Genomic DNA, 23,157 nt, shown 5'->3' with positions numbered 1-23,157 from the left:
GACGTCCGTCGGTGTCGAACGCCACGGGGTATTTGTCCGCAATTTTGAACATGTAAAAAATGCGGACAATTCTTTCGTTCACGACACATTTCGCGGCGGAGTTTTCGCGGCGTAACTTATTGCGCACAAATATCTTTTATCAGGACGGAAACGTCTGGAGAGATCATGACTGCCCCGGCACATCCGAAAGATTCAACCAATCGCCTAAGCGACTATACAAATCGAATATCCCCAATTATCTCAACCGCCCCTGCCTGCCATGTCCCGCAGGCGGGGCGCAGTAAAATTATTCCACTGTCCAATAAAACACGATGTCACAGGACGAGTGCTCGTTATTAAAACTTCGCATAAAAGCGTCTGAAATTAAAAAAACGATGTTCAGGGCAATGAATTATTAAAAAAATTTATTAAAATCACCGTCATATTGACATATAAATAAAACAACCATATTTTAACAAATTCTTGGTTGGTTCATGTCATTTAACAATTCAGCCGTCCCTCCAAAAAAGGCATATTCGCCCGGGCAATCCGGAAAATCCCCCATGGCATTCACCCAGAACGAATAAAGATTTTTTCAACTTTTCACCCCAAAACACACAGGACGCAGGTCGTTTAATCGTTTAGACCATTTTAATGGCAGGATGCCGCCTTGGGCCGAATGTCCCTTCTGAAATATACCACGACAATCGAACTGTCCTTATTTTTTTCAAAGCAGACAAAAAAGATGAACCGTAAGTCATTTTCCCTCCTTTTTCCCGCAACACAGTTGCTCATTGTCGCATGTCTTTGCCTGGCGCTCCCGGCGGGCGCGCCGGCGGCCAACTACACTACTCGATTGAACATTACCTCTGGTCAAACGCGAGACATCTCCTCGGGCACGTTCGCCGGTTTGACCGAAAGCAGCTACAATGGAGGTGGTGCGATCAAGAACGCGGGCCTTGTCACCGGCACCGACGTTTTTTTCGACAATAACTCGTCCACATATCGTGGCGGAGCCGTTTTTAACACAGGAACAATGTTGCTGGTGACAAGCACGTTCTCCGGCAACAAGGCCCTGAGCAATTGGGCCGGCGCGCTGGTAAACCACGGAGCCAACGCCATATTCACCGGCACGGGACTCGTATTCACCAGCAACACCGCCAGCACCGGCGGAGCCATCGTCAACAGCTCCGGCACCCTCACCCTGGCATCGGGAACGCTTTCGCACAACTACGCCGTAAAGTTCGGCGGAGCCGCCATCCATGTCGACAGCTACGTGCCCGCCTCCCGCGTCCACGGCACGGATCTCATGTTTGTCAGCAACACCGCGGCCGGCAGCGCTTCCGACGGCAATGGCGGCGCGATCTACGCCCGGAGCGGCATGCTCGTCCTCGTATCAAGCACCTTCATCGGCAATCGCTCCGCCAACGCCAGAGGCGGGGCAATCCACAGCACGGCAGTGTTCACCGGCACCAATCTGCTATTTGCCAGCAACACCGCCGCGACTTACGGGGGCGCTTATTTCAGCGCCGCATCGAGCGGCACCGACACCATCGTCTCAAGCACCTTCACCAACAACGCCGCCATCAAATATTCCGGGGGCGCCATCCATTCGGAAAAGACCCTCGATGGCACCGGTCTTGTTTTCGAGAACAACAGGGCCTACACCAGCGGCGGCGCGATCTATTTCAACAATGCCGGTGTCCTCACCTCCAGCACCTTCACCGAAAACTATGCCAGGACTGACGGCGGAGCCATTTACAACGGCAACAATCTGAAAAGCTCCAACCTGCTTTTCACCAGCAACACCGCCGGCAGCATGGGCGGGGCCATTTATATGCGCAATGCCTATGGATCGGCGGATGTGACACTGAGCACATTTGAGGGCAATTACGCCGGCTATGGCGGAGCGGTCGCAAATTACACCGGCACCTTCTCCGGCTCCAACCTGCTCTTTGTCAGCAACACAGCCTCGTCCTATGGCGGCGCCCTGTTCACTTATGTATCTGGAACCTTTCCGGCCACATCCGTCGTGACCTCGTCAACTTTTTCCAAAAACTATTCAGGAAATCTCGGCGGAGCCGTGGTCAACGGAGGTGCCTTCACAGGCTCCAACCTGCTTTTTATCAGCAACTCCTCGGCAAATGCAGGCGGCGCGATTTACAGCGATACAGCCACCGGCACGGTCACCCTCTTTTCAACAACCTTGTCCGGAAATTTTGCCAACGCAGGCGGTGCGATCTATAACAATAACAACAGCACCTTCACCGGCACTAACATCACATTCGAAAGCAACGTGGCCGGCACCTCCGGCGGCGCCATCTACAACACCGCAGGCGGCACCATTACCGGCGCCAATCTTGTGTTCACCAGCAACACCGCCACCAGCGGCTCCGGCGGGGCAATTTACTCCGGTGCCGACTTCTCGCTCGGCTCCGGCACCTTCTCCGGCAACACTGCGGCGGCAGGAAAAGGCGGCGCGATTTACGCCGGCGGCAACATCACTCTCGAGGTTGGGGCGAACGAAACCCTCTCCGCCGCCAACAACAAGGCGATCGACAACGACTCTGGCGGCTTCCTCTACATCGCAAGCGGCAGCATGGTCTTCGACATCGGCGCCAACGCGACCGCCAACATCGGCAACGCCAGTTCCATCGCCAATAACGCAGACTCCATCTCGGCAGCCGATGGCAGCGTGAATCTCACCAAAACCGGCGCGGGCACCTTGACCCTGTGGGCGCGCAACACCTACACCGGGACGACGTTTGTGAACAGCGGAAAGCTCGACCTGCGCGGACACCTTTCCAGCGTGGACACAATTGTCGCGGCAAACTCAACCCTCGCCGGCACCGGCACCCTCGCCGGCCTCGTCACGCTCGCCACAAGCGCAACCCTCTCCCCCGGCAACCTCGCCGCCACCGGCACGCTCACCATCCTCAACGGCCTTTCGCTCGCCAACGGCTCGCTCCTCCACCTCAAGCTCGGCACGCCCAACGCGGTGGACGGGCTCGCCGACGGCACCAGCGACCTGATCAACGTCACCGGCGACCTCACCCTCACAGGCACGACGAGCCTGCACGTCACCGCGCAAACCGGCTTCGGCATTGGCGTCTACCGCCTCATCAATTATTCGGGCGACCTGCTTGGCGGCGGCACGATCAGCTTTGACGCACTCAACGATTCAACCGGCAGCGGATTGGGCACCAATGACCTCCTGGTCGATTTAGCAACCGCCCACCAAGTAAACCTCATTCAAGGAGGCTCCGACCTCATCTATTGGGACGGAGATCTCAATCATTCAAACAACCAGATCGAAGGCGGCAACGGCATCTGGGACACCGGCACCGCCGGCGGCAACACCAACTGGACCGTCAACGGCGGCGTGAGCAACAAGACATGGACCGAAGGCAAGTTCGCCGTCTTCGGTTATGGCCCCGACGCCGTCATCGGCAGTCCCGTCACCGTCAGCAACACCCTCGGCGATGTCACGCTGAGCGGCGCGCAATTCCTCGTCAGCGACTACGTGCTCAACGACGGCACACTCACCTTCACTCCCGTCTCCGGCACCGCCTCGATCCTTGTCGGCGCGGGCGACGCAAGCGACTCCGCCATCACCGCCACCATCAACACCCGACTCACCGGCACCGCAGACCTCCACAAAATCCACGGCGGCACACTCGTCCTCGGCGGCAGCAACACCTACACCGGCACCACCGTCGTCGAGGGCGGCGCGCTCAAGCTTGCGCACCACGCCGCCACCGGCACGGGCAACATAACCCTCGCCGCCGACACCACGCTCGACCTCGCATTCGGCGGCACATTCACAAACAACATCGCCGGCGACGACACCACCACCGCCATCATCTCCGGCAGCGCCGTCAACCTCGCCGCCACCGACGGCGCCGCGCACACCTTCGCCGGCGCGTGGCAAATCGTCTCCGGCGGCACCGCCTCCATCGCCAACGAGGCCAACCTCGGCGCGGCCGCATCCACCGCGGACATCGCCGCCGGCGGCTGGCTCACCACGAGCGACACCACCTTCGCCCGCGCGCTCGGCGGCGCGGGCGTGCTCGCAATCAACACCTCCGGCGCTGACTTCTCCTTCAGCCCTTCAGCCATTCAGCCCTTCAGCCTTTTCACCGGCACCCTCGACCTCCAAAGCGGTTACCTCGCACTCGACGCCGCCAACACCAACGTCGCCGCCCTCGCCAACGCCACCCTCCGTGTCAGCTCCGCGGGCGTCGCCGAAGTGCTCTCCAACGCCACCATCGGCAACCTCACGCTCAACGGCGGTGTCCTCAAAATCGCCGCCGCGCCCGGCTCCAACATCAACCAATTTTCCGGCACGCTCGTCACCGGCACGCTCAACCTCGCCGCGACCAGCACCCTCGCCATCGGACTGACAGGCACCCTCAACACCGCCATCGATCCGCACAGCAACTTCTTCTCCGACTCCGGCTCGGCCACGCGCTACCAGCTCCACGTCGTCGAGTCCTCCACCCTCGTCGGCAGCGCGGGCAACGTCACGCTCACCAACTACGACGGCTCCGCAATCGCCGCCCCCGAACTCGCGCAAAACGTGACCATCCTCGCCGCCGACGGCGGCGTCAGCGGCACCGCCGTTTACAACTACCGCGCCAGCGCCACCAACAACGGCCTCCATGTCGGCTACGGCCTCTCGCAACTCATCGCCGGCACCGGCACGCAAATCCTCCTCTCCAACGCCGGCGCGACCTCCGACACCCTCGACGCCGCGCTCACCGGCGACGGCGGCTACCAATTCGCCATCACCGGCACCGCCCTCGTCGGCAACGCAAACAGCGACTACCTCGGCGCCACCCATATCACCAGCGGCACCGTGATCCTCATCTCCTCAACCGCCCTCGGCGAAACCTCGCGCCTCGACATCGCCGCCAACGCCGCCCTCGACCTCGCCGGCCACTCGCAGACCGTCGGCGCATTCAGCGGCTCGGCCAACTCCACCCTCGCCCTCTCCAACGGCGCCCTCGTCATCACCAACGGCGGCATCAGCGAAGGCGCGCTCACCGGCACCGGCAGCCTCATCCTGAACGGCGGCCTCCTCGACATCCGCGGCGCAAACACCGGCCTCAACGCCACCGCTACCATCGCCGCCACCGGCACCGCGCGCCTCGACAACACCGACGGCCTCGGCTCCTCCGGTCTCATCGCCAACACAGGCCTCCTCAAGTTCAACAACGCCCAAGGCACGCTCACCAAATCCATCGCCGGCACCGGCACCGTCGCCCTTGCCAGCACCTCCACTGTCACGCTCGCCGCCGACAACACCGACCACGCCGGCGTCTTCGACATCGCCGCCGATTCGCAACTCATCGCCACCGCGCAAAACCAGCTCGCCGACGCCGACCTTGCCATCGCCGGCATCTTCACCGCCAGCAACGCCGCCCTCATCGAACTCGGCTCCGGCAACGCCCTCACCGGCAACGGTCAACTCGTCAAAACCGGATCCGGCGAATTGCGCATCACATCGAGCAACGCCTTCAACGGCACGACCGCCATCACCGGCGGCACCCTCACACTCGCCAACCTGTTCGGCACGGGCACCGGCGCCGTGTCCAACAACGCCACCCTCAACCTCGCCGGCACCGGCACCTACGCCAACACCATCAGCGGCTCCGGCGTGAACCTGGTCACCGGCAACGTCAGCCTGCGCGGGGACAACACCGCATTCACCGGCACGCTCGCCGTCACCGGCACCGCCGACATCGACAACAACAACCAAATCGGCGGCGCCACCGCGCAAGTCGTCATCGCATCCAACGCCAAACTGGCAACCATCGCCACGACCTTCGGACACGCGCTCTCCGGCGAAGGTGTTCTCGCCATCAACACCTCCGGCGCCGGCTTCTCCTTCAGCTCATCAGTCCTTCAGTCCCCCAGCCCTTTCTCCGGCACCGTCTCGCTCACGAACAGCGTGCTCACACTCGGCACCAACGCCAACACTGACGTCCTCGTCAACGCCGCGTTGCAACTCAACGCCGGCGGCGCGCTCCACACCAACAACGAAACACGCCAAATCAAGGCCCTCGACCTCAACGGCGGCGCGCTCTGGCTCGACATGAACGGCGTCCAGCCCGAGCAAGTCCTCAAAGTCGGCACCCTCGCCGTCAGCGACACGACAGCCAGCACGGTTGTGTTTAAAAACTACACCTCATCCGGCTCCGTCGCCATCGGCACCGGCACCAACAAAAATTTCCTCGACCAGGACAACATCACCAACAACGCCACGCTCCTCGTCGAAGCCGGCGCGCTCGACGATCCCACCCAGCGCAAAATCGCCATCAAGCAAGCCGACGGCACCGCGCTCTCCAACGGACAAATTGTCGATTACGGAAACGTCCACGCCATCTACGACTACACCGCGCTCACCGTCAGCGGCACCGAGGCGGCCGCCTACACCGGCACGGGCGCGATGCCCGCCGGCCTCTACTACGACTACGTGCTCACCGCCCTCGACGTGCAAGCCGGCGAAACACTCGCCCTCACCACCGCGAGCGCGACCGACACCACCCTTTCCGCCGATATCACCGGCCTCGGCGGCGTCACCTACGCCGCGCCCGATTCCAGCATCACCCTCAGCGGCTCCAACAGCTACTCCGGCGCCAGCACCATCACCACCGGCACCGTGATCGCCAAGGCCGACAACGTCCTCGGCGCCGCCGCCCCGCTCGACATCCTCGCCGACGGAGCGCTCGACCTCGACGCCCACACGCAAACCGTCACCACCATCACGACCGCCGCCGGTTCGCTCCTCAACCTCAACTCCGGCTCGCTCGCGATCACCGCTGGCGGAGCCATCGACGGCGCGCTCGCCGGCACCAACACCGCCACGCTCAACATCGCCGGCGGCACGCTCGACATCACCGGAGCCAACGCCGGCTTCGCCGCCTCCGCCACCATCGCCGCCAACGCCACCGCGCGCCTCTCCAACCCCGCCGGCCTCGGCTTCGCCGCCATCGCCCTCTCCGGCACACTCCACCTCGACATCGCCGCCGCCGACAGCGGCACCCTGCAAAACGCCCTCTCCGGCGACGGCCTCTTCGCAAAAACCAACACCGGCGAGCTCACCCTCGCCGCCTCCGGCGCGAACTTCCACGGCACCGGCACCATCGACGCCGGACGCCTCACCGCCACGCGCACCGACAACCTCGGCGACGCCACCATCGGCATCAACGCCGCCGCGACCTACGAAATGCGCGACATCGCCGCCGGCACCCTCGCCAACACCCTGCGCGGCACCGGCACGCTCGCGCTCACCCGCGCCGACCTCCTCGTCACCCGCGCCAACGCCATTGCGAACACCCTCACCGTCGCGCTCGACCAGCCCAGCAATCTGCGCCTCGGCGCCAACGGCATCTCGCTCGGCGCCGTCCATATGAACAGCGGCACCATCACCTTCGCGACCGCCACCGGCACCGCCACCATCGACGCCCTCGGCCACGGCACGGGCAACTTTGTCCTCAACGCCGACCTCTCCGCCGCGACCGCCGGAAACAACCCCGCAGGCGCCATCGCCAACGCGCTCACCATCACCGACGCCGGCGCCGGCAGTCACAACATCTACGTCAACGCCACCGGCGACATCTCCGTCATCAACACCGCCATCGAACTTGTCACCATTGAAAACGGCTCCGCGCAGTTCGTCCTCGCCAACCCCGGCGGCAAACTTGAGCACGCCCTCACCACACTCGAACTCCTCCAAGGCGACGGCTCCGTTTACATCCCCGACACCCGCAAATGGTATCTCACCGACGCCGGCCTCTCGCACGCCGCCGACGCCATTCTCAACACCGCCTCCACCCTCGCCCTCGACTGGAACTACTCGCTCGACAGCCTGTATCTGCGCATGGGCGAACTGCGGTGGGAAAATCAAAAAGGCCTCGCCACGGCGGACAACGGCAACCTCTGGGTTCGCTCGCGCGGCTACCGCCTCAACGCTAACAACGAACTCTCCGGCCTCGGCTTCAAACAATACGGCTGGGGTGTGAATATCGGCGCCGACAAGCGCTTTGACACCCCCGCGGGCCTCGTGCTCGCCGGCGCGCTGCTCGACATGGGTGGCGTCAATCGCGACTTCGACAATCACGGCAACGGCGACACCGACAGCGTCGGCTTCGGCCTCTACGCTACGCTCATCAACGACAAAGGCTGGTTTGCCGACATGGTCGCCAAAATCGACCGTTACGACAACGAGTTCGAGGCGCGCGCCCACAACGGCGCCATCACCCGCGGCAAATACATATCCAAGGCGCAAGGCCTTTCCCTCGAGGCCGGCAAACTGCTCATGCAATCCAACGGCTGGTGGATTGAACCCGCCGTCCAAGTTTCCGTGCTCTGGATCAACAGCGCCGATTACTCGACCGCCGCAACCGATGTCCAACGCGCCATCGGCGTGTCAGTTGCCTCGTCGACAAACTACCAATACCGCGCGCGTGTGCGCGGCGGGCGCCAGTTCAAAAACACCAACTGGCATCCCTACGGCAAGTTCGCCGTTGTCGGAGTCGACAGCAGCGGCGGCAAAATCCGCGCGCATGGCAAAACCCTCGACACCGACTACGACGGCTGCCGTTTCGAGGCAGGCGTCGGCGTGATGTATCGCATCAACGACATCAGCCAGGCTTACTTCGATTACGAATACGCCAAGGCATCCAACTACGACCGCCCCTGGTCCATCAACCTCGGCTATCGTAGACTTTGGTAAGCGTGTCCGGGAATCACGGGAGGCATGCCCCCACCGTTGACGGCGCCCAAAGAATAAAACTTATTCGCAAATGGTATTATACACAAAAAAGGCGCGCCTGTCCGCGAACAGGCGCGCCCTTTCTTGAATTACCTTTTTATATATTATAATTTTGAAAGCTTGACCAAGGAATCGCGCGTCTCGCGCATGAGACGCCGGAAATCATCATATTTATTATAGAGCCCGAGCATGGCGCTGGATGAGGTTCCCGCCTTAGGCAGGGCGCGATCACCGGGCGCGTCGGTTAATGGCCCGTCCGCCGGTTCACTTCCCGCAAAAAAAGCCCCCGGCGGAACCGGGGGCTTTGTGATTGTTTATAGCAACAAGATACCAGGATATTAGCGGCGCTTTTTGACGAGGCCGAATTCCTTCTTGATATTCTGAACGCTCGGGAGCGAGATACCAAGGCTCTTGGCAATTTCGGCGCCAGTCTTGCCGCCGGCAACGAGGGCCTTCACTTGATCCTTCACCTCGGGCGTGATGCGGGCGCGCTTGCCCTTCTTGCCTTTTTTGGCCTTGGGAGCCTTGGCAACCTTCGCGCCCTTGGCGGGACGTCCGGGTTTCTTGGAGCCGCCGGCGCGCTTGAGTGCCTTGATAAAGGAATCAACGTCACTGAATCCATAAGCCGCGGGCAGGCCTGCAAGTTTCCCCTGAATCTTCTGAAACTTTTCAAGTTCTGCCAGCTTTGCCTTTGTTGCTGCAATTTCGTTTTTGATGTCGTTAGCCATACGGGCGCCAATACAGTAATATGTTTTTTCACATGCAAGCATTATTATTTACTTTATATGCTACTATGCGTTTGCACGCGGACCGAATAAACAGGCCGGGATGTCCGCGCAAAACCATATTCCGCATTTACCATAATCAGAAAATCGAGCTTTTTCGGTCTGTAATTAAATTATGCAATTATCTGTTTTAAAACAAATTAAGAAAACATAAAAGCTTTATGGAAAATTGATTTCATTATCGAAAACAATGGACGCTTTTCGTTTTTAGCACTTGCGAAAACATGCCTGTGAATCGGTAAAAAATACACAGATTTTTCGCAACTCCACAGTGTTGCAGGACTAAAAATCATTCCCCGGGAGCCGCACAAACGTCCGGGTGCCCCCGCTCTTTTAAGTATTGGGAAACGGCTGAAATCATTTGTTCCGCCATTTGGTTGCCTCTCGTAATTCTCGGCGCGCTCGGCGAGCGCGCCCTACCCGCTGACGACCAAAGCGAGTTTGCATATGGTATAGTTTAAGAATACTTTTCCGGGCAAAACTAATGGGGCGCGTTTAATTTTTTCCATGACAAAGGCACACGGAATAAAAATGGGATTCGAGAGCTTTTATTTGTCCGAATGATTGTCCGTCGAAAGCCGCCTGATAACACGCACGGGGCGCATGCGCGCCCGTGCTAAACAATCCCTGACCAAATTCTTTTGCCCTTAGAATGTCACCGAATAGGTCACCATCACGTTGCGCTCGAGAATCGGAATGCCGCCGCCGATGGTGCTTTTTTCGTTAAAGACATTGTTCATGTTGACCTGTATTTTGTGGCTCAGTTTTTTGCCGAAGCCCCGGGCCTTGAATTTGTATCCGACGCCCATTTTCCAGACGACCGAGGAGCGGTTGTAGATTTGCGTGCGCCCGTCGATCACATACACGGCGCCGTTGAGATAGGGCGAGGCGTAGGAGTATTTTTTCAACTCATCGACAGTGGTGGCACCCTGGTTGTCAGTCCAATAGAGCATGGCGGGAGTCGAACCGCTTGCGGGGGTGAAATACGAGACAATCGCATTTTCCGGAAGGTAGGGATAAGGCAGGCCGCCGTTGGGGAAGCGGACGTTGTAGATTAACTCCTGGCTCATGCGGTTGAAATCCTCGGTGCCCTTGTAGGGCGTGATGTTATAGCCGGAACCGGCGTTGACGAGTGACTTGCTGTAATAAGTCGCGCCGCCGGTGGCGAAGAGCCCCTTGAGCGGGCCGCTGACAAATTCGTAGCGAACGGAGATGCCGAGGTTGTGCTTGGGCACGCGGCGCGGGGTGGTGTTGTTCAGCCAGTTGAGTTTTCCGGCGTCGGTGATCTCGGCGTCCACATAACCATAGCCGCCGATGATGTTGAGCGAGCGGGTGAGCTGCCAGTTGAAGTCGATTTCGTAACCCTTGGCCTTTTGCTCGCCGGTGACGATTGTCTCCTTTTGCCCGGTCTCGGGATCGTTGACCGAGTAGGTGAGGTTTTCCTGGCGGATGTAGAAGCGGTTGAGGGTGATGTTGAGCGCCTCGGAAAAGAGCGTGAACTTAAAGCCGAACTCGTAGCCGTCGCTTTCCTTGTTGGGCAGCGGGTTGTCGTATTCGTCGAGCTGCGGCTGCGGGTCGAAGGCGGAGCTGGCGTTGACGTAGGCGGTGATGTTGCGATTGATCACGGCGGTGAGGCCGAGCTGGTAGGTCCACGAGTCGGGCGAATAATCGACGACCTTGGTCGTGTAGTTGTCGTCCGTGGGCATGTGCGTGGCGGTGCAGTCAACGTAGTCGTAGCGCACCCCGGCCATGGCGATGAGGCGGCCCTTGAACATGGTGGCGCGCTCGCTCACGAAGAGGCCGTAGTTGCGGTTGATGACCTTGGAGTTGTCGCCAACCCGGTTGTAGGGCGACCGATCATCGTCCCAAGTGGCGTAATCCCAACTGGCGTAGCTGGGATTGCCCGCGAGATTATACGGATCGGCCGGATCGTAGAAAAAGGCGTTGGACCATGTGGCCGAAAACTCCCGCGAGGAATTGCGGTAGTAATCGCCGGTGACGAGGAGCTGGTGCTTGATCGGGCCGGTGTCGAAACGGAAGAGGTTGTCGAGTTGGAAACCGGTGGCCTTGTTGGTGGTTTCGGCGTGCTTGGGCGTGATCCTGACCTCGGCGGTGGGCGGCTCGGTCGTGGCCGCGTTGATGACGCCGTAGCCGAAGGGATAGTAGCCGATGTTGGCGTTCTCCGTGTGCGAGAGGTTGGTGGACATGTTGAAGGAGGCGCGGATGCTCCAAAGCGAGTTCACCTTGTGGTCGAGCGTGACGCTGCCCGAGGTGAGGCGGCTGTATTTCGCGGCGGTGGGGCCGTAGAAGTTCATGTCGTAATAATCAAAATCCTGGGCAAAGTATTGCGTGAAATATTTCGCCCAAGTGCGGCGAAGGTCGCTGGTGTCGTAGGGGAACCACGAGGGAAGATTGCCTATGTCAACACGCGCCGCGGAGGTCGCCAGCTGGGAGACGGGATGATCGTGGCGGTCGGCGTGGTCGATGAACACCGACAGCGTGGTGCGCGAGGTCGGCTTGTAGGCGAGCTGCAGGGCGGCGTAGCCGTTGCGCGTTCTGGTGAACTCCTGCTGGCGCTCGGTGCGGCGGTATTCGGTGTCGAGTCGGTAGAAGAGTTTCTTGCTGTTCCCGACCGGTCCCGTCGCGTAAAAGGAAGCGCGCGCCTGGTCGTGGGTGCCAACGCCAAGGGTGAGGCCGTATTTGGGCTTGGCGGCTGGCTTTTTGCGCAGGGTGTTGACCGCGCCGCCGGGTTGAATCGCGCCGTAGATGGAGGCGGCGGGGCCCTTGATGACTTCAACGCGATCAGTAACCGTGACTCCCGTCAGCCCGACGCGGCGGAAGCCGTCAACAAGCTGCGTGGAAGCCTCGAAGCCGCGCAACTGAAACTGCCCGATATTTTCGGACGGTGAAAAGGAGCTGACGTTCGAGAGCTGGTCGGCGAGATCGAAAGCGTTGAAATCGGCGATAAACTCGTCGGTGACGACGTTGACGTTGAACGGCAAATCGCGCAACAGGCTGGCGACGCGGGTGCCCGTGACGGACTCGGAGGCGGTGTAACCCTTGATGCTCTGGCCGGTGACCTCGAACGCGGACATTGTGATGATTTCATCGTCGGGAGGCAGCTCGGCGGAGGGCGTCGCCTGCTGCGCAATCGCGAAGGGTGAAGTGTGAATGGCGAGGAACGAAAGGAACACCAACAGCGGGAGCAGTTTGGCCGGCATGCGGCGCGCGGAGAATTTCCGGACGAGTGCGAGCAGGGCCATCGCGCCGAGTATCCAAAGGCTGGGCGCGCCGCCTCCGCCGCCGCTGTCGTTCATGTTCGGGGAGTTGTCGTTGGGACCTTGGGTCGAGTCGTTGCCCGTGACGGTGAGGCGCATGCCGGCGGTGCTTTCGCCGGCCGTGTTGGAGGCGGCAATCGTATAAACGCCCGAGTCGGTGACGCTCTTCACATTGATCGTGATGGTGGCTTCGCTTCCCGCAAGAGCCGTGCCGTGCACCGACCACTGATAGGAGGCGGCGGGCGAGGCCCATGCGGTGCCGTCGAGCGTGACGGTTGTGCCGAGCTTCGCGATGCGATCAACAATCTGCGCGGCGATAACGGGTTTGATGGTGACCGCGCGCAAGGCTCCGTTGCCCGTGTCGGCGACGTTGAGGAGGCCGCTGACGGGGTTGAATGCGAGGCCGGCGGGCGCGACGAGCGTGATCGAGCCAGAGTCGCCCGCGAGCGTGGTGAGCGCGCCGGAAACGGGATCGAAACCGCGGATCAAATTGTTGCCCGTGTCGGCGATGTAGAGGAGGCCGGCGGCGTCGATGGTGATCGCCTCTGGCGTGTCGAGCGTGCCATCGGTCGCCTTTCCGTCGGAGCCTTCGCTGCCAATGTCCCCGGCGACGCCCGCCCGCCCCGCCACGGTGGTGACCGTGCCGGTGGCGAGGTCGATTGCGCGGATGGTGCAATTGACAGTGTCGGCGACGTAAAGCGTGCCGGTGTTGCCATTGAGCGCGAGGCCGGTGGGACCGTTAAAGCTGGCTGCGTCGCCGGTGGCGTCGGCAGAGCCCGCGGAACCCGAACCGGCGAGCGTGCTGACCGCGCCGGCGGGGGTGATTTTCACGATGGTGTTGGAGGCGGTTTTGCTCACATAGACATTGCCATCGGAATCAACCGCGATGCCGCCCGGCGTGGTGACTCCGGTGGCGAGCGCGGGGCTGACAACGGTGCCGTCGGCGAGGATTTTTGTCACATTACCGTCATTGCCCGCGGCGTAGAGGTTGCCGGATGAGTCGGCGGCGACGACAGCGAGCTGCGGGATGGTGGCGAAGGTGGTGACGGTGCCGTCGCCCGCGACTTTCATGATCGCGCCCGCGGCAATGTCGGCAATGTAGGCGTTGCCCGCCGCGTCAAACACCGTTGACGCGGGGCTGGTGAGCCCGCCCGAGGGAGGAACGATCGTGGTGATATCGCTTCCGCCGGCGGTAACCGTGATGATGAGTTCCCGAGTGTCGGAACCGATGGCGTTGTGCGCGCCGATGGTGACGGCGTAGGAGCCGGTGGCGGTGGGCGTGCCGGAGATGACGCCGGTGCTGGTTTCAAGTTCGAGGCCGGACGGCAACCCCTCGGCGGTGAAGCTGGTCGGAACGTTGTCGGCGACGATGGTGTAGCTGAAGGCCGCGCCGCGCGTGGCGGAGGCGGTGAGCGCGCTCGTGATGACGGGCGGCTCGGTGACCTCGGAGCTGCCGGTGGTGGTGATCCTCAGGCTGTTGAGCGTGATCTGGTTGAACTGGTTGATGCCGGCGCCGAAGCGCAGGCCGAGCGTGTCGAACTTGGTGACAGGCGTGTCGGCGTCGGCGATTTCGCAGATGAGGTTGTCGAAGTTGCCGCCCGTGATGACCGCGTTGGTGGTGATGCTGGTGGCGCTGCTGCGCGTGAGCGTGATGGTGAGCGTGTAGGCGGTGTTGGAGGCGAAACGATGACCGTCTGCCTGCGTCACCGAGTTGGAGCGCGTCCAGCTGGCGTCCGAGCCGAAGAGGTTGTCGCTCGTGAGGGCGGTGCGCTTGAAGGACTGCAAAGTCACGGGCATGGTGCTGGCCCCGGCGACGGGCGAGGGCATGAAGAACGCGTAACCCTTGTCACCGATAAACGGATCGGCGGTGGAACCCGCGCCGTCGGTTTGGCGATAGCCGTTGGGCGAGCTGTCGATCATGACGATGCGGAAGTTGTTGCCGCTGGTCGCGCCGCCGAGCGTGCCGGTGGTGAACTTGAGCCGGAGCGTGACGGTGGTGCCGTTGGCAACATTGACGGTCGGGAAATAGCCGAGTGCGGAAACGGCGTTTGTGACGAGGAAGTTCCAGTTCATGCCGCCGGTGGTGGCGATGAGCTGGCCGGCGTTGCCGATAACCCACTGGGTATTGGCGGAGGTGGGCGTGTTGATTGCGGGCGAGCTGCTGCTGGTGCTGGTGCCGTCGAAGCCGCCGATGCGATCAGTGTCGTTGAAGGAATCGTCAACAAGCACGACCTCGGAGCTGGCGGTGCGGGCGGCGCCGGTGTTGGAGGAGGCGGAGGGGCCGGCTTCGTTCACGGCGCGAACCCGATAATAATAATCGGTGTCGGCGGAGAGTCCCGTGACCATGCGGCCGGTCATCGTGCCAATGTTCAAATCGCCGTAACCGGAAACAAGACTGGTGAACCCGGCGTCGGTCGCGACATCGAGGCGGTAGCTGTCCGCCCCCGTGACAGCCTCCCAGCGGGCGATGAAGCCGGTCGTTGTTTCGCCGGTGGCGGGCAATGCGACCGGGGCGGAAAGCGCGGGCGGCAGCTCCACGGTGAGCGTGAGTGTGACGGGCGCGCTCGCGCCGATGGCATTGGTGGCGGTGAGCACGACGGTATGCGTGCCGAGATCGCCGACGGCGGCCGTGCCGCTGATGACGCCGGTGGCGGTGTCGAGCTGGAGGTTGCCGCTGGCGGGCAGCCCCGTGGCGGCGAAACTCGAAGGCTCGTTGGTCGCCGTGATCGTGTAAGTAAACGCGGCGCCGATGACGGCGGTGGCGGTTGTCTCGCTGTTGATGACGGGCGGCTCGGTGATCGCGGTCGCCACGGTGATCGCAAGCGAGTGCGGCGCGCTGGCGCCGATATCGTTGGTTGCGGTGAGCGTGACGTTGAAGGTGCCACTTTCCGTGGGCGTGCCGCTGATGACACCGGTGCTGGTGTTGAGCGTGACTCCGGCCGGGAGCGCGCCGCTGGCGAGCGCGTAGCTGGTGGGCGAATTGATCGCGGTGATGTTGTAAGTGAACGCGGCGCCTTGCGTGGCGGAAGCGGTGGCGGGGCAGGTGATCACGGGCGCGGCGGCAACCGGCGCGGGCTCGTCGCCCTCCCATACCTTGAGGCTGGTGAATTTGAGATGATCAAACTGGGTTGTGCTGCCGCCGAGGCGGAACGCGAGTGCGTTGAAACTGCCGGGAATCGCAACGGTGGTGTCCCTGTCAACGACACTGTATTCGAGTCCGGTGAAGTTTCCGCCCTCGAGCTTGGTGCCGATAGTCATCTCGGTGCCGGATGTGTTTTTCGCGAGGGTGAGCGTGAGGGTGTAGTCTGTTTCGCCCTGGAAATAGCCGGTGGAGCCGGAGCTGTTTCCGATCTGCGAAGTGGTGCCCGTGGCCGTGCCCCAGTTTCCGGCGGTGCCGAGCAAGTCGGTCGTTTCGAGGTTGATGTGCTTGTAGGTGCGCAGGACGAGGTTGGCGGTGGCGTTGCCGATGTTGCTGGCGGCGGACATGATGGCGTAGCCGGTGTCGCCCTTGTAATAGTCGCTGGCCGACGAGACGCCGTCGGTTTCAAAGCGGCCGTTGGGCGTGTCGTTGATGAGAGCGATGCGAAGGTTGTTCGTGCCGGTGCCGACGACGCCGGTGGTAAACTTTAGCTGCACGGTGACTGTGCCGCTGTTGGCCACGGTCACTTCGGGGAAGTAACCGATGGTCATGGAATTTCCGGTGCCCGCGTAATTCCAAACCATGCCGGTGCCGGTGGCGACGAGGGTGTTGGTGCTGCTGGCAACCCATTGTGTGTTGGTTGCGGTGGGCGTGCCGACCAAGGGCGCGTCGGGGGCGGTCGCGGAACCGTCGAAGCCGCCGATGCGGTCGTAATCGGTGAAGCTGTCGTTGACGAGATAGGTGTTGCCACCGCCGCCCGTGGTGACCACGGCCGTGCTGGCGCCGGTGCTCGCGCTGGTGCCGTCGGCGTTGGCGGCGCGCACGCGATAATAGTAGGTGACGCCCGCCGTGAGGCCGGTGATGGCGTGGCTGAGGTTGTTGCCGACGTAGAGGTTTTCATAGCCGGAAACGAAGCTGCCGAAGTCCGGGTCGGTGGAGACGTCGAGATAATAGCCGGTGGCTCCCGCGGCGGTGTTCCAGTTGGCGGTGAAGCCTTCCGCCGTGATGCTGTTCGGCTCGGCGAGCGTGGGCGCGGCGGGACCGGAGGCGGGTTCGGCGCCCTCCCAAATCTTGAGGTTGGTGAAGTTGATTTCGCTGAACTGGCCGACGCCCTTGCCAAGGCGGAACGCGATCGTGTTGAAGGTCAAAACAGGACTTGTTTCATCCTCGACCGTGTAGTCAAACCCCGCCAGGTCGCCGCCCGCGAGCTTTGTGTTGATGGTCATTTTGCTGCCGTTGTAATTCAGCGTGAACGTGAGCGTGTAGGACGTGTTCACGCCGAGGTTTCCGGTGGCGCCGGTGCTCGCGCCGAGGCTCGTCCAGTTGACGTCCGTGTTGATGAGGTCGGTTTTCTTGTCGTCAGTGGGGGTGCGTTTGTAAGTTTTCAGCCCGATGTCGGCGGTGCTTCCCCCGCCGACCACGGACGAGGCGGAAAACACGGCGTAGCCGGTGTCGCCTTCGAAGCGGGCGTCGGTGGACGAGATGCCGTCGTTGTTGGCCCTGCCGCTGGCGGTGTCGTTGATCAGGCCGATGCGCAGGTTGTTGGGGATGTTGTTCACGGTGCCGCCCGTCGTGCCCGTGGTGAATGTGAGCGCGATGGTCATGGGCACGCCGGATTGCACGGTGACATCGGGGAAATAGCCGAGCGCTGTTGCGCTGCTCGTGCCGGTGTAACCCCAAACCAAGCCCGTGCCCGTAGCGACAAGCGTGCTGACTTGGTTCGCCACCCATTGGGTGTTCGCGCTTGAGGGAGTGGCGACAAAGGGTCCGTTTGTCTTGTGCGTGCTGGAACCGTCGGTGCCGCCGATGCGGTCGGCATCGGTGAAGCTGTCGTTGACGAGGTAGCCGCCGCCTTCGCCGGCTGTGACAACGGTAATGGTCGCTGAGGCGTTGCCGACGACGGATTCAGTCACGGCACTGACGCGGTAATAATAAGTGGTGGCGGCATCGAGGCCGGTGACGGCGTAGCTGGTGACATCGCCGACATTGAGTTCCTCGTAACCGGCGACCATGGTGGTGAAACCGGAGTCGGTGGCGATGTCGAGCTGGTAACTGGTCGCGCCGGGCACGGCGGTCCAGTTGGCGGTGAAACCTTCGGCGGTGCGCGCGGTGGCCTCGGCGGCAACAGGCGCGGCAGCCGGTTCGGGCTCAATGGTCAGCGTGAGCGTGAAGTCCGCGCCCGCGCCATTGGCGTTGCTCGCGGTGACGATGGCGTCGAAGGAACCGTATTCCGCGGGCGTGCCGCTGATGACGCCGGTCGACGCGTTGATGCTCAGGCCCGAGGGAAGTCCCGTGGCGGAGTAGCTCGTGGCTCCGTTGGTGGAGACACAGGCGTAGTTGAACGCCGCGCCTTGCGCACCGCTTGCGGTCGGGGCGCTGTAGATCGCGGGGAGCGGATCGACCGCGGTTTCAACCACGCCGCCCGTGACCTTGAGGCTGTTGAGCGTGATGCTGCCAAACTGGTTGCTGCCCTTCGCAAAGCGCAGTGCGATCGCGTCAAAATAATTCGCGGCGGGAGCGTTGTCCGTGAAGGAAGCCGACACATTGCTCAGTCCCGGGCCGGTCAGGCTTTCCGTGACAGTGAGCGAGGAACCGTTGTTCAGGACTTGGAACACGAGCTTGTAGGTGGAGCCGGCGACAAGATTGCCGGAGGCGCCGCTGCTGGAGCTTTGCTTTGTCCAATCCCCGCTCTTCGAAAGCAAATCCGCGGGCGTGCCGGGGCTGTCATTGCGCCTGTAAGCATCCACCGCCAGCGCAGCCGTGCTGCCGCCGCCCACATTGCCGCTCTTGCTGAACAGCGCGTAACCGGTGTGCGTTTTGAAGACGTCGTTGGTGCCGCTGGTGACATCGTTCGAAAGTATTCCATCGCTGCCGCTGCTCAGGAATGCGAAGCGGAAGCCGTCCGCGGTCGCGCCCGCGGTCCCGGGTGTGAACTCAAGTGTGGCGGTCAATGTTTCGCCAACAGGCACCGTGACTTTCGGGAAATAACCGACCGCGAGAGTCCCATTGGCGGATGCAAGGGTCCATGTTATCCCGCCGGTCGTAGCGGCAAGCTGGCTGTAACTGGCGCTGTTGGCAACGACCCAGCGGGTGTTGGTGAGCGAGGGCGCGCTGAGACGGTCGGTGTCGTCCATGGGGTCGTCCACTTCCGCCGGAATATTTGCAACGGCGGCGGTCGCCGCGGCGATCGCATTGGAATCGGCGGTGCTGTAGGAGCCGACGGTGGCGCGGACGCGGTAGTAATACGTGGTCGCGGGGCTCAGGCCGGTGATTGCGTGGCTGGCGACATTGCCGACGGCGAGGTTTTCATAACCGGGCCAGCAGTTGGCAAAGGTCGGATCGGGCGAAACGTCGATGCTGTAGCCGGTGGCGTTGGCCGAGAGCGCCCAGTTGGCGGTGAAACCTTCGCCGGTGATTCCGGTCGCCGCGGCGGCAACGGGGGCGGCGGGTGGCGACGTGAGCGAGATGGTGGCGGTGGCGCTGGTGGCATCGGGTGCGATGCCGTTGGTGACGACCGCATAATAAGCGCCAACGCTGGCGGCGGAAGCGCTCGCGATAGTGAGCGTGGAGGTGGTGCCGCCGGCGACGGGCAACGAATCCTTATACCATTGGTAGGAGGGCGCGGGGCTGGCGATTGCGGAGACGGAAAGTGTGACGCTGGAACCCTCGATGACGCTTTGCGATTTTGGCTGGAGGGTGATCACCGGCGCGATATCGGACGCGGGCGCGGCGGGATAGGTGGTTTTGAGCCAGTTGTATTTGCCGTCGGTGTCGGCCCATTCGATCACGCCCGCGCCGGCTCCGGCCTCAAGGATGACGGGGAGCACCGAGGGGTCGTCCATGTTGTCAATCGTGTAGGGGAGCGTCTGCGAGTTGTCGGCGAAGCTCCACGAGAAGGGCTTGATGGCGGATTGGAAGGGGCCGAGCGGATTGCCGTCGTCGGTGCTGTTGCCGCGGATGGTGGTGGAGTCGAAATTATAGATGACGTCGAGGCCGAGAATTTTTCCGGTGTAGGCGGCGTTTGAGGGATCGGTCTGGTTGTTGCGAAGGGGCCAGAGGCAGTCGGTGTAGATGGATTTTTCGAGGAGGATGGCGCCGTCCTCTGTGGAGATGGCGCCGTTGAGGGGCGGGTTGAATTTGTATTTGTTCAACGCGCTCAAACCGGCGGAATCGAGGGCGGCGGCGCGCGTGTCGCGAAGGCGCTTGGCGGCGAGCGCCTCGGTGTCGTCGAGAATGACGTTGTAGATGTGGACGTTGCCGCCGCGCAGACGCGGGATCGCGCGATCCCAAAGGTTCGTCATGAGGATGTGATGGAAGGTGGCGGTGAGGTTCGCGTTCTCCGCCTTGAGGCTGTTGGCGCCCATGAGAATGCCTTTTTTCGCGCCGCGCGTGATGAAGGCGATTTCCTCGATGGTGAAGCCCGCCTTGGTGCGCAGGGTGTTATACATGGGATGACTGGACTTGCTGGCTTCGAGGACGTCGAGTTGCGCGCGAATGAATCCGCCGGGGGCGTCGTCGCTTCCGGTGATGCGGCACCAGGAATAGGTGACGTTGCTGGCCTTGGCCTTCATGTCGGTGATGCCGTCGTAGGCGCTGGTGAAGGTGCAGTGGTCGATCCAGATATTGGTGGTGTCACCGCCGTTGCCGAGCGTGATGAAGTCCCAGTCGTTGCTGTCGTAGTCGCCCTTGGTGGCCTCGTCCCATTCCCACATTTCGTCGAACTTGAGATTGCGGATGATGATGTTGGAGGTGTTTTTAATATTGAAGGTGCAGTGCTTGATGGTCGCGCCGTTGGCGGAGAAAATTGTGAGGCCGCCGCCCTTTGTCTTGATGTCGAGAAGGGTGACGCCGCTTGTGATGAGCGTCGGGTGAAGCTTGGGCGCGGCGTGCGCGCGGGCGGGATTGCTATCAAGGTTTTGCGCCTCCGAGCCGATTTCATTCCAGCCGAGGTTGAGGTCGTTCATGACCTCGATGACCTTCACCGCCCCGGCGGTTTTGTTGGAGTCGCGAATGGCGGTGATGAACTCGAGCGCGGTGGTGACCTTGCGGTATGCGGCGTCGGTGTCATTGATAACCCCGCCGCCCGTGGTGGTCGCGGCGAAGCCCGTGAGGTTGTAGGCGGATGAGGGGATCGTCGGCGCGGGCGCGGCGCGGAGGGTGGCGAACGAGGCGGCAAACGCGACGGCAAGTGTCGCGATGCGCACGATACGAGTGGGCGTGGTGGTGGTATGCATAAGAGGGTGCGGGTCGAGGGTTGGGCGCGGGTTAACGAAACTGAAAAGCGGTTTTCTTGGTCTTGATTTTTGCCATGTTATTTTTGACTCGCGAGGTGAAAGCCCGCGCGGGGTGTAGTCCAAAGGGGTGACATGCGGTTACTGTCCGGATACGGCGATCACTTGTGTTTTTCCCGTCGGCAAAACCGTGAGCGCGACGGCGTTGGAGTCGATGGTGTCGAGGTCGTTGGAAACAATGACGTGATAATTGCCGGCGTGGCTTGTGTCGATATTTTCGAGCGCGAGGGTGCTGGTGTTTTTTCCGGCGAGCGGGACTCCGCCCTTGCACCACTGATATGCGAGCACGGGGCTGCCGCTCGCGGCGACGGTGAAAATGACCGTGCCGCCCCTGGCCGCGGTTTGCGCCATGGGCTGGACAATGATCGTGGGCGGGCGATCCGCCGGGGCCGTCGCATAGGTCGTCTTGAGCCAGTTTTCCTTGCTCCATTCAACAACGCCCGCGCCGGCTCCGGCCGTGAGAATGGCGGAGAGCTCCGTGGGGTCGTCGGTGGTGTAAGAATACGGAAGCGCGCCGCCGGGCAGGTTCCACGCAAAGGGGATGACCGGCGCCTGGAACGGACCGAGCGGACTGCCGGGATCGGTGCTGTTGCCGCGCGTGGTGGCGATGGAGCCGTCGGGCTTGCGCAACTGATAGATGGTGTCGAGCGCGAGGATGCGGCCGGTGTAATGCGGTTTCGACGCGGCAGAGGCCGCGCCGGACTGGTTGTTGCGAAGCGGCCGGAGGCAGTCGATGTAAACGGATTTTTCGAGAAGGATCGCGCCGCCCTCGGTCGAGATACAACCGTTGAGCGGCGGGGAGAAATGGTAGGTTTTGTTGAGCACATCGCGCGCGGCGGCGGGCATGGCGGCGGCACGCACATCGCGGAGGCGCTTGGCGGCGAGCGCCCGCGTGTCGTCAACGTAAAGATTGTAGCAATGCGCGTTTCCACCGCGGAGGCGCGGCGTGGCGCGATCCCAGAGGTTTTCCATGAGCAAATGGTGAAAGGTCGCGGTGATGACAGCGTTAGAGGGATCGAATTCCCGCGCCCCGAGAAGACTGCCTTTTTTCTGCCCCTGAACTATGGTTGCAATGTCTCCGGCGGCGAAACCGTTCGTCCGCAAAAAATCGTAAAACCCATTTTCGGCACGCGACGCCTCAAGCGCCTCGATCTGGCGGCGCACAAAACTTCCCGGATTGGTCGCGCCGTCATCACCCGTGTAACGGCACCAGGAAATGGTGACGTTGCGCACGTCCGACTTCATGTCGATGATGCCGTCGTAGGACTTGGTGAACGTGCAATGATCGATCCACACATCGGAAACCGGGCCGCCGTTGCCGAGCGTGATGAAGTCCCAGTCATTGGCGTCGTAGTTGCCCCGCGTCTCCTCATCCCACTCCCAAAGTTCGTCAAAACGAAGATTGCGGATAATGATGTTCGAGGTGGACTTGATGTTAAACGTGACGTGCCTGACCGTCGCGCCGTTTGCGGAAAAAATAGTAAGCCCGCCGTTCCTCGGCTTGATGTCGAGAATCGAAACACCGGTGGCCTTGAGCACGGGATGGAGTTTCGGCGCGACCGCTTGGGGCCGAAGCGGATTGGCCGCAAGCGCGCGCGTCTCGGCCGAAACCTCGAGCCAGCCGAGATTGAGATCGGCGGTTATTTCGATCACACGCACAGCGGGCGCTCCGGCGTTGGCATCGCGGATGGCGGTCACGAATTCGAGCGGCGTGGCAACGCGCCGATACGCCGAATCGTCCTCCGCGATTTCCCCGCCGCCGGTTGTCCCCCGCCAAAACCGGCGAGGTTGTAAGCGGATGTGGGCGAGGCAAAATCACCGCGCGCGCAAACGCCAAAGGCGGCGACCAGAAACAAAATCGATGCGAGCGAGTTGATGTTGCGAGAAAGCGTTGGCATGGGGCGTG

The 23,157-nt window shown here is 61.9% G+C and carries 5 protein-coding genes; 1 reads left to right on the top strand and 4 read right to left on the bottom strand.

What is annotated here, in order from left to right; translation table 11 throughout:
• Positions 1–724: 724 nt before the first annotated feature.
• The gene (locus tag CKA38_RS09875; protein ID WP_152032781.1) at positions 725–8,719 is read left to right on the top strand and encodes an autotransporter outer membrane beta-barrel domain-containing protein; all 7,995 of its coding nucleotides are present in this window, start codon (positions 725–727) and stop codon (positions 8,717–8,719) included.
• Positions 8,720–9,096: 377 nt separating this feature from the next.
• On the opposite strand, the gene CKA38_RS09870 is transcribed toward CKA38_RS09875, so the two are convergent.
• The 4 genes from CKA38_RS09870 to CKA38_RS09855 all read right to left on the bottom strand — a co-directional run bounded on the left by CKA38_RS09870 (position 9,097) and on the right by CKA38_RS09855 (position 23,149).
• On the bottom strand, positions 9,097–9,486 hold the full coding sequence (locus CKA38_RS09870) for a helix-turn-helix domain-containing protein (RefSeq protein WP_108825317.1): 390 nt from the start codon (positions 9,484–9,486) through the stop codon (positions 9,097–9,099).
• 704 nt (positions 9,487–10,190) lie between these two features.
• Complete coding sequence (locus CKA38_RS09865; RefSeq protein ID WP_108825316.1) at positions 10,191–21,194, bottom strand: putative Ig domain-containing protein; 11,004 nt, start codon at positions 21,192–21,194, stop codon at positions 10,191–10,193.
• 138 nt (positions 21,195–21,332) lie between these two features.
• Entirely contained in the window at positions 21,333–22,949 is a 1,617-nt protein-coding gene (locus CKA38_RS09860; RefSeq protein ID WP_108825315.1) for a pectate lyase family protein, read from the bottom strand.
• Positions 22,946–23,149 carry a hypothetical protein gene (locus tag CKA38_RS09855; RefSeq protein ID WP_108825314.1) on the bottom strand — a complete coding sequence of 68 codons (204 nt, stop codon included), beginning with the start codon at positions 23,147–23,149 and terminating at the stop codon, positions 22,946–22,948. The genes CKA38_RS09860 and CKA38_RS09855 overlap by 4 nt, the downstream gene beginning before the upstream one ends.
• Positions 23,150–23,157 lie beyond the last annotated feature (8 nt).

This window comes from Ereboglobus luteus (genome assembly GCF_003096195.1).
GTDB classification, from domain to species: Bacteria; Verrucomicrobiota; Verrucomicrobiia; order Opitutales; family Opitutaceae; genus Ereboglobus; species Ereboglobus luteus.
The sequence above is the reverse complement of the archived record's forward strand: the minus strand, read 5'-3'. Positions and strand labels throughout refer to the sequence as shown.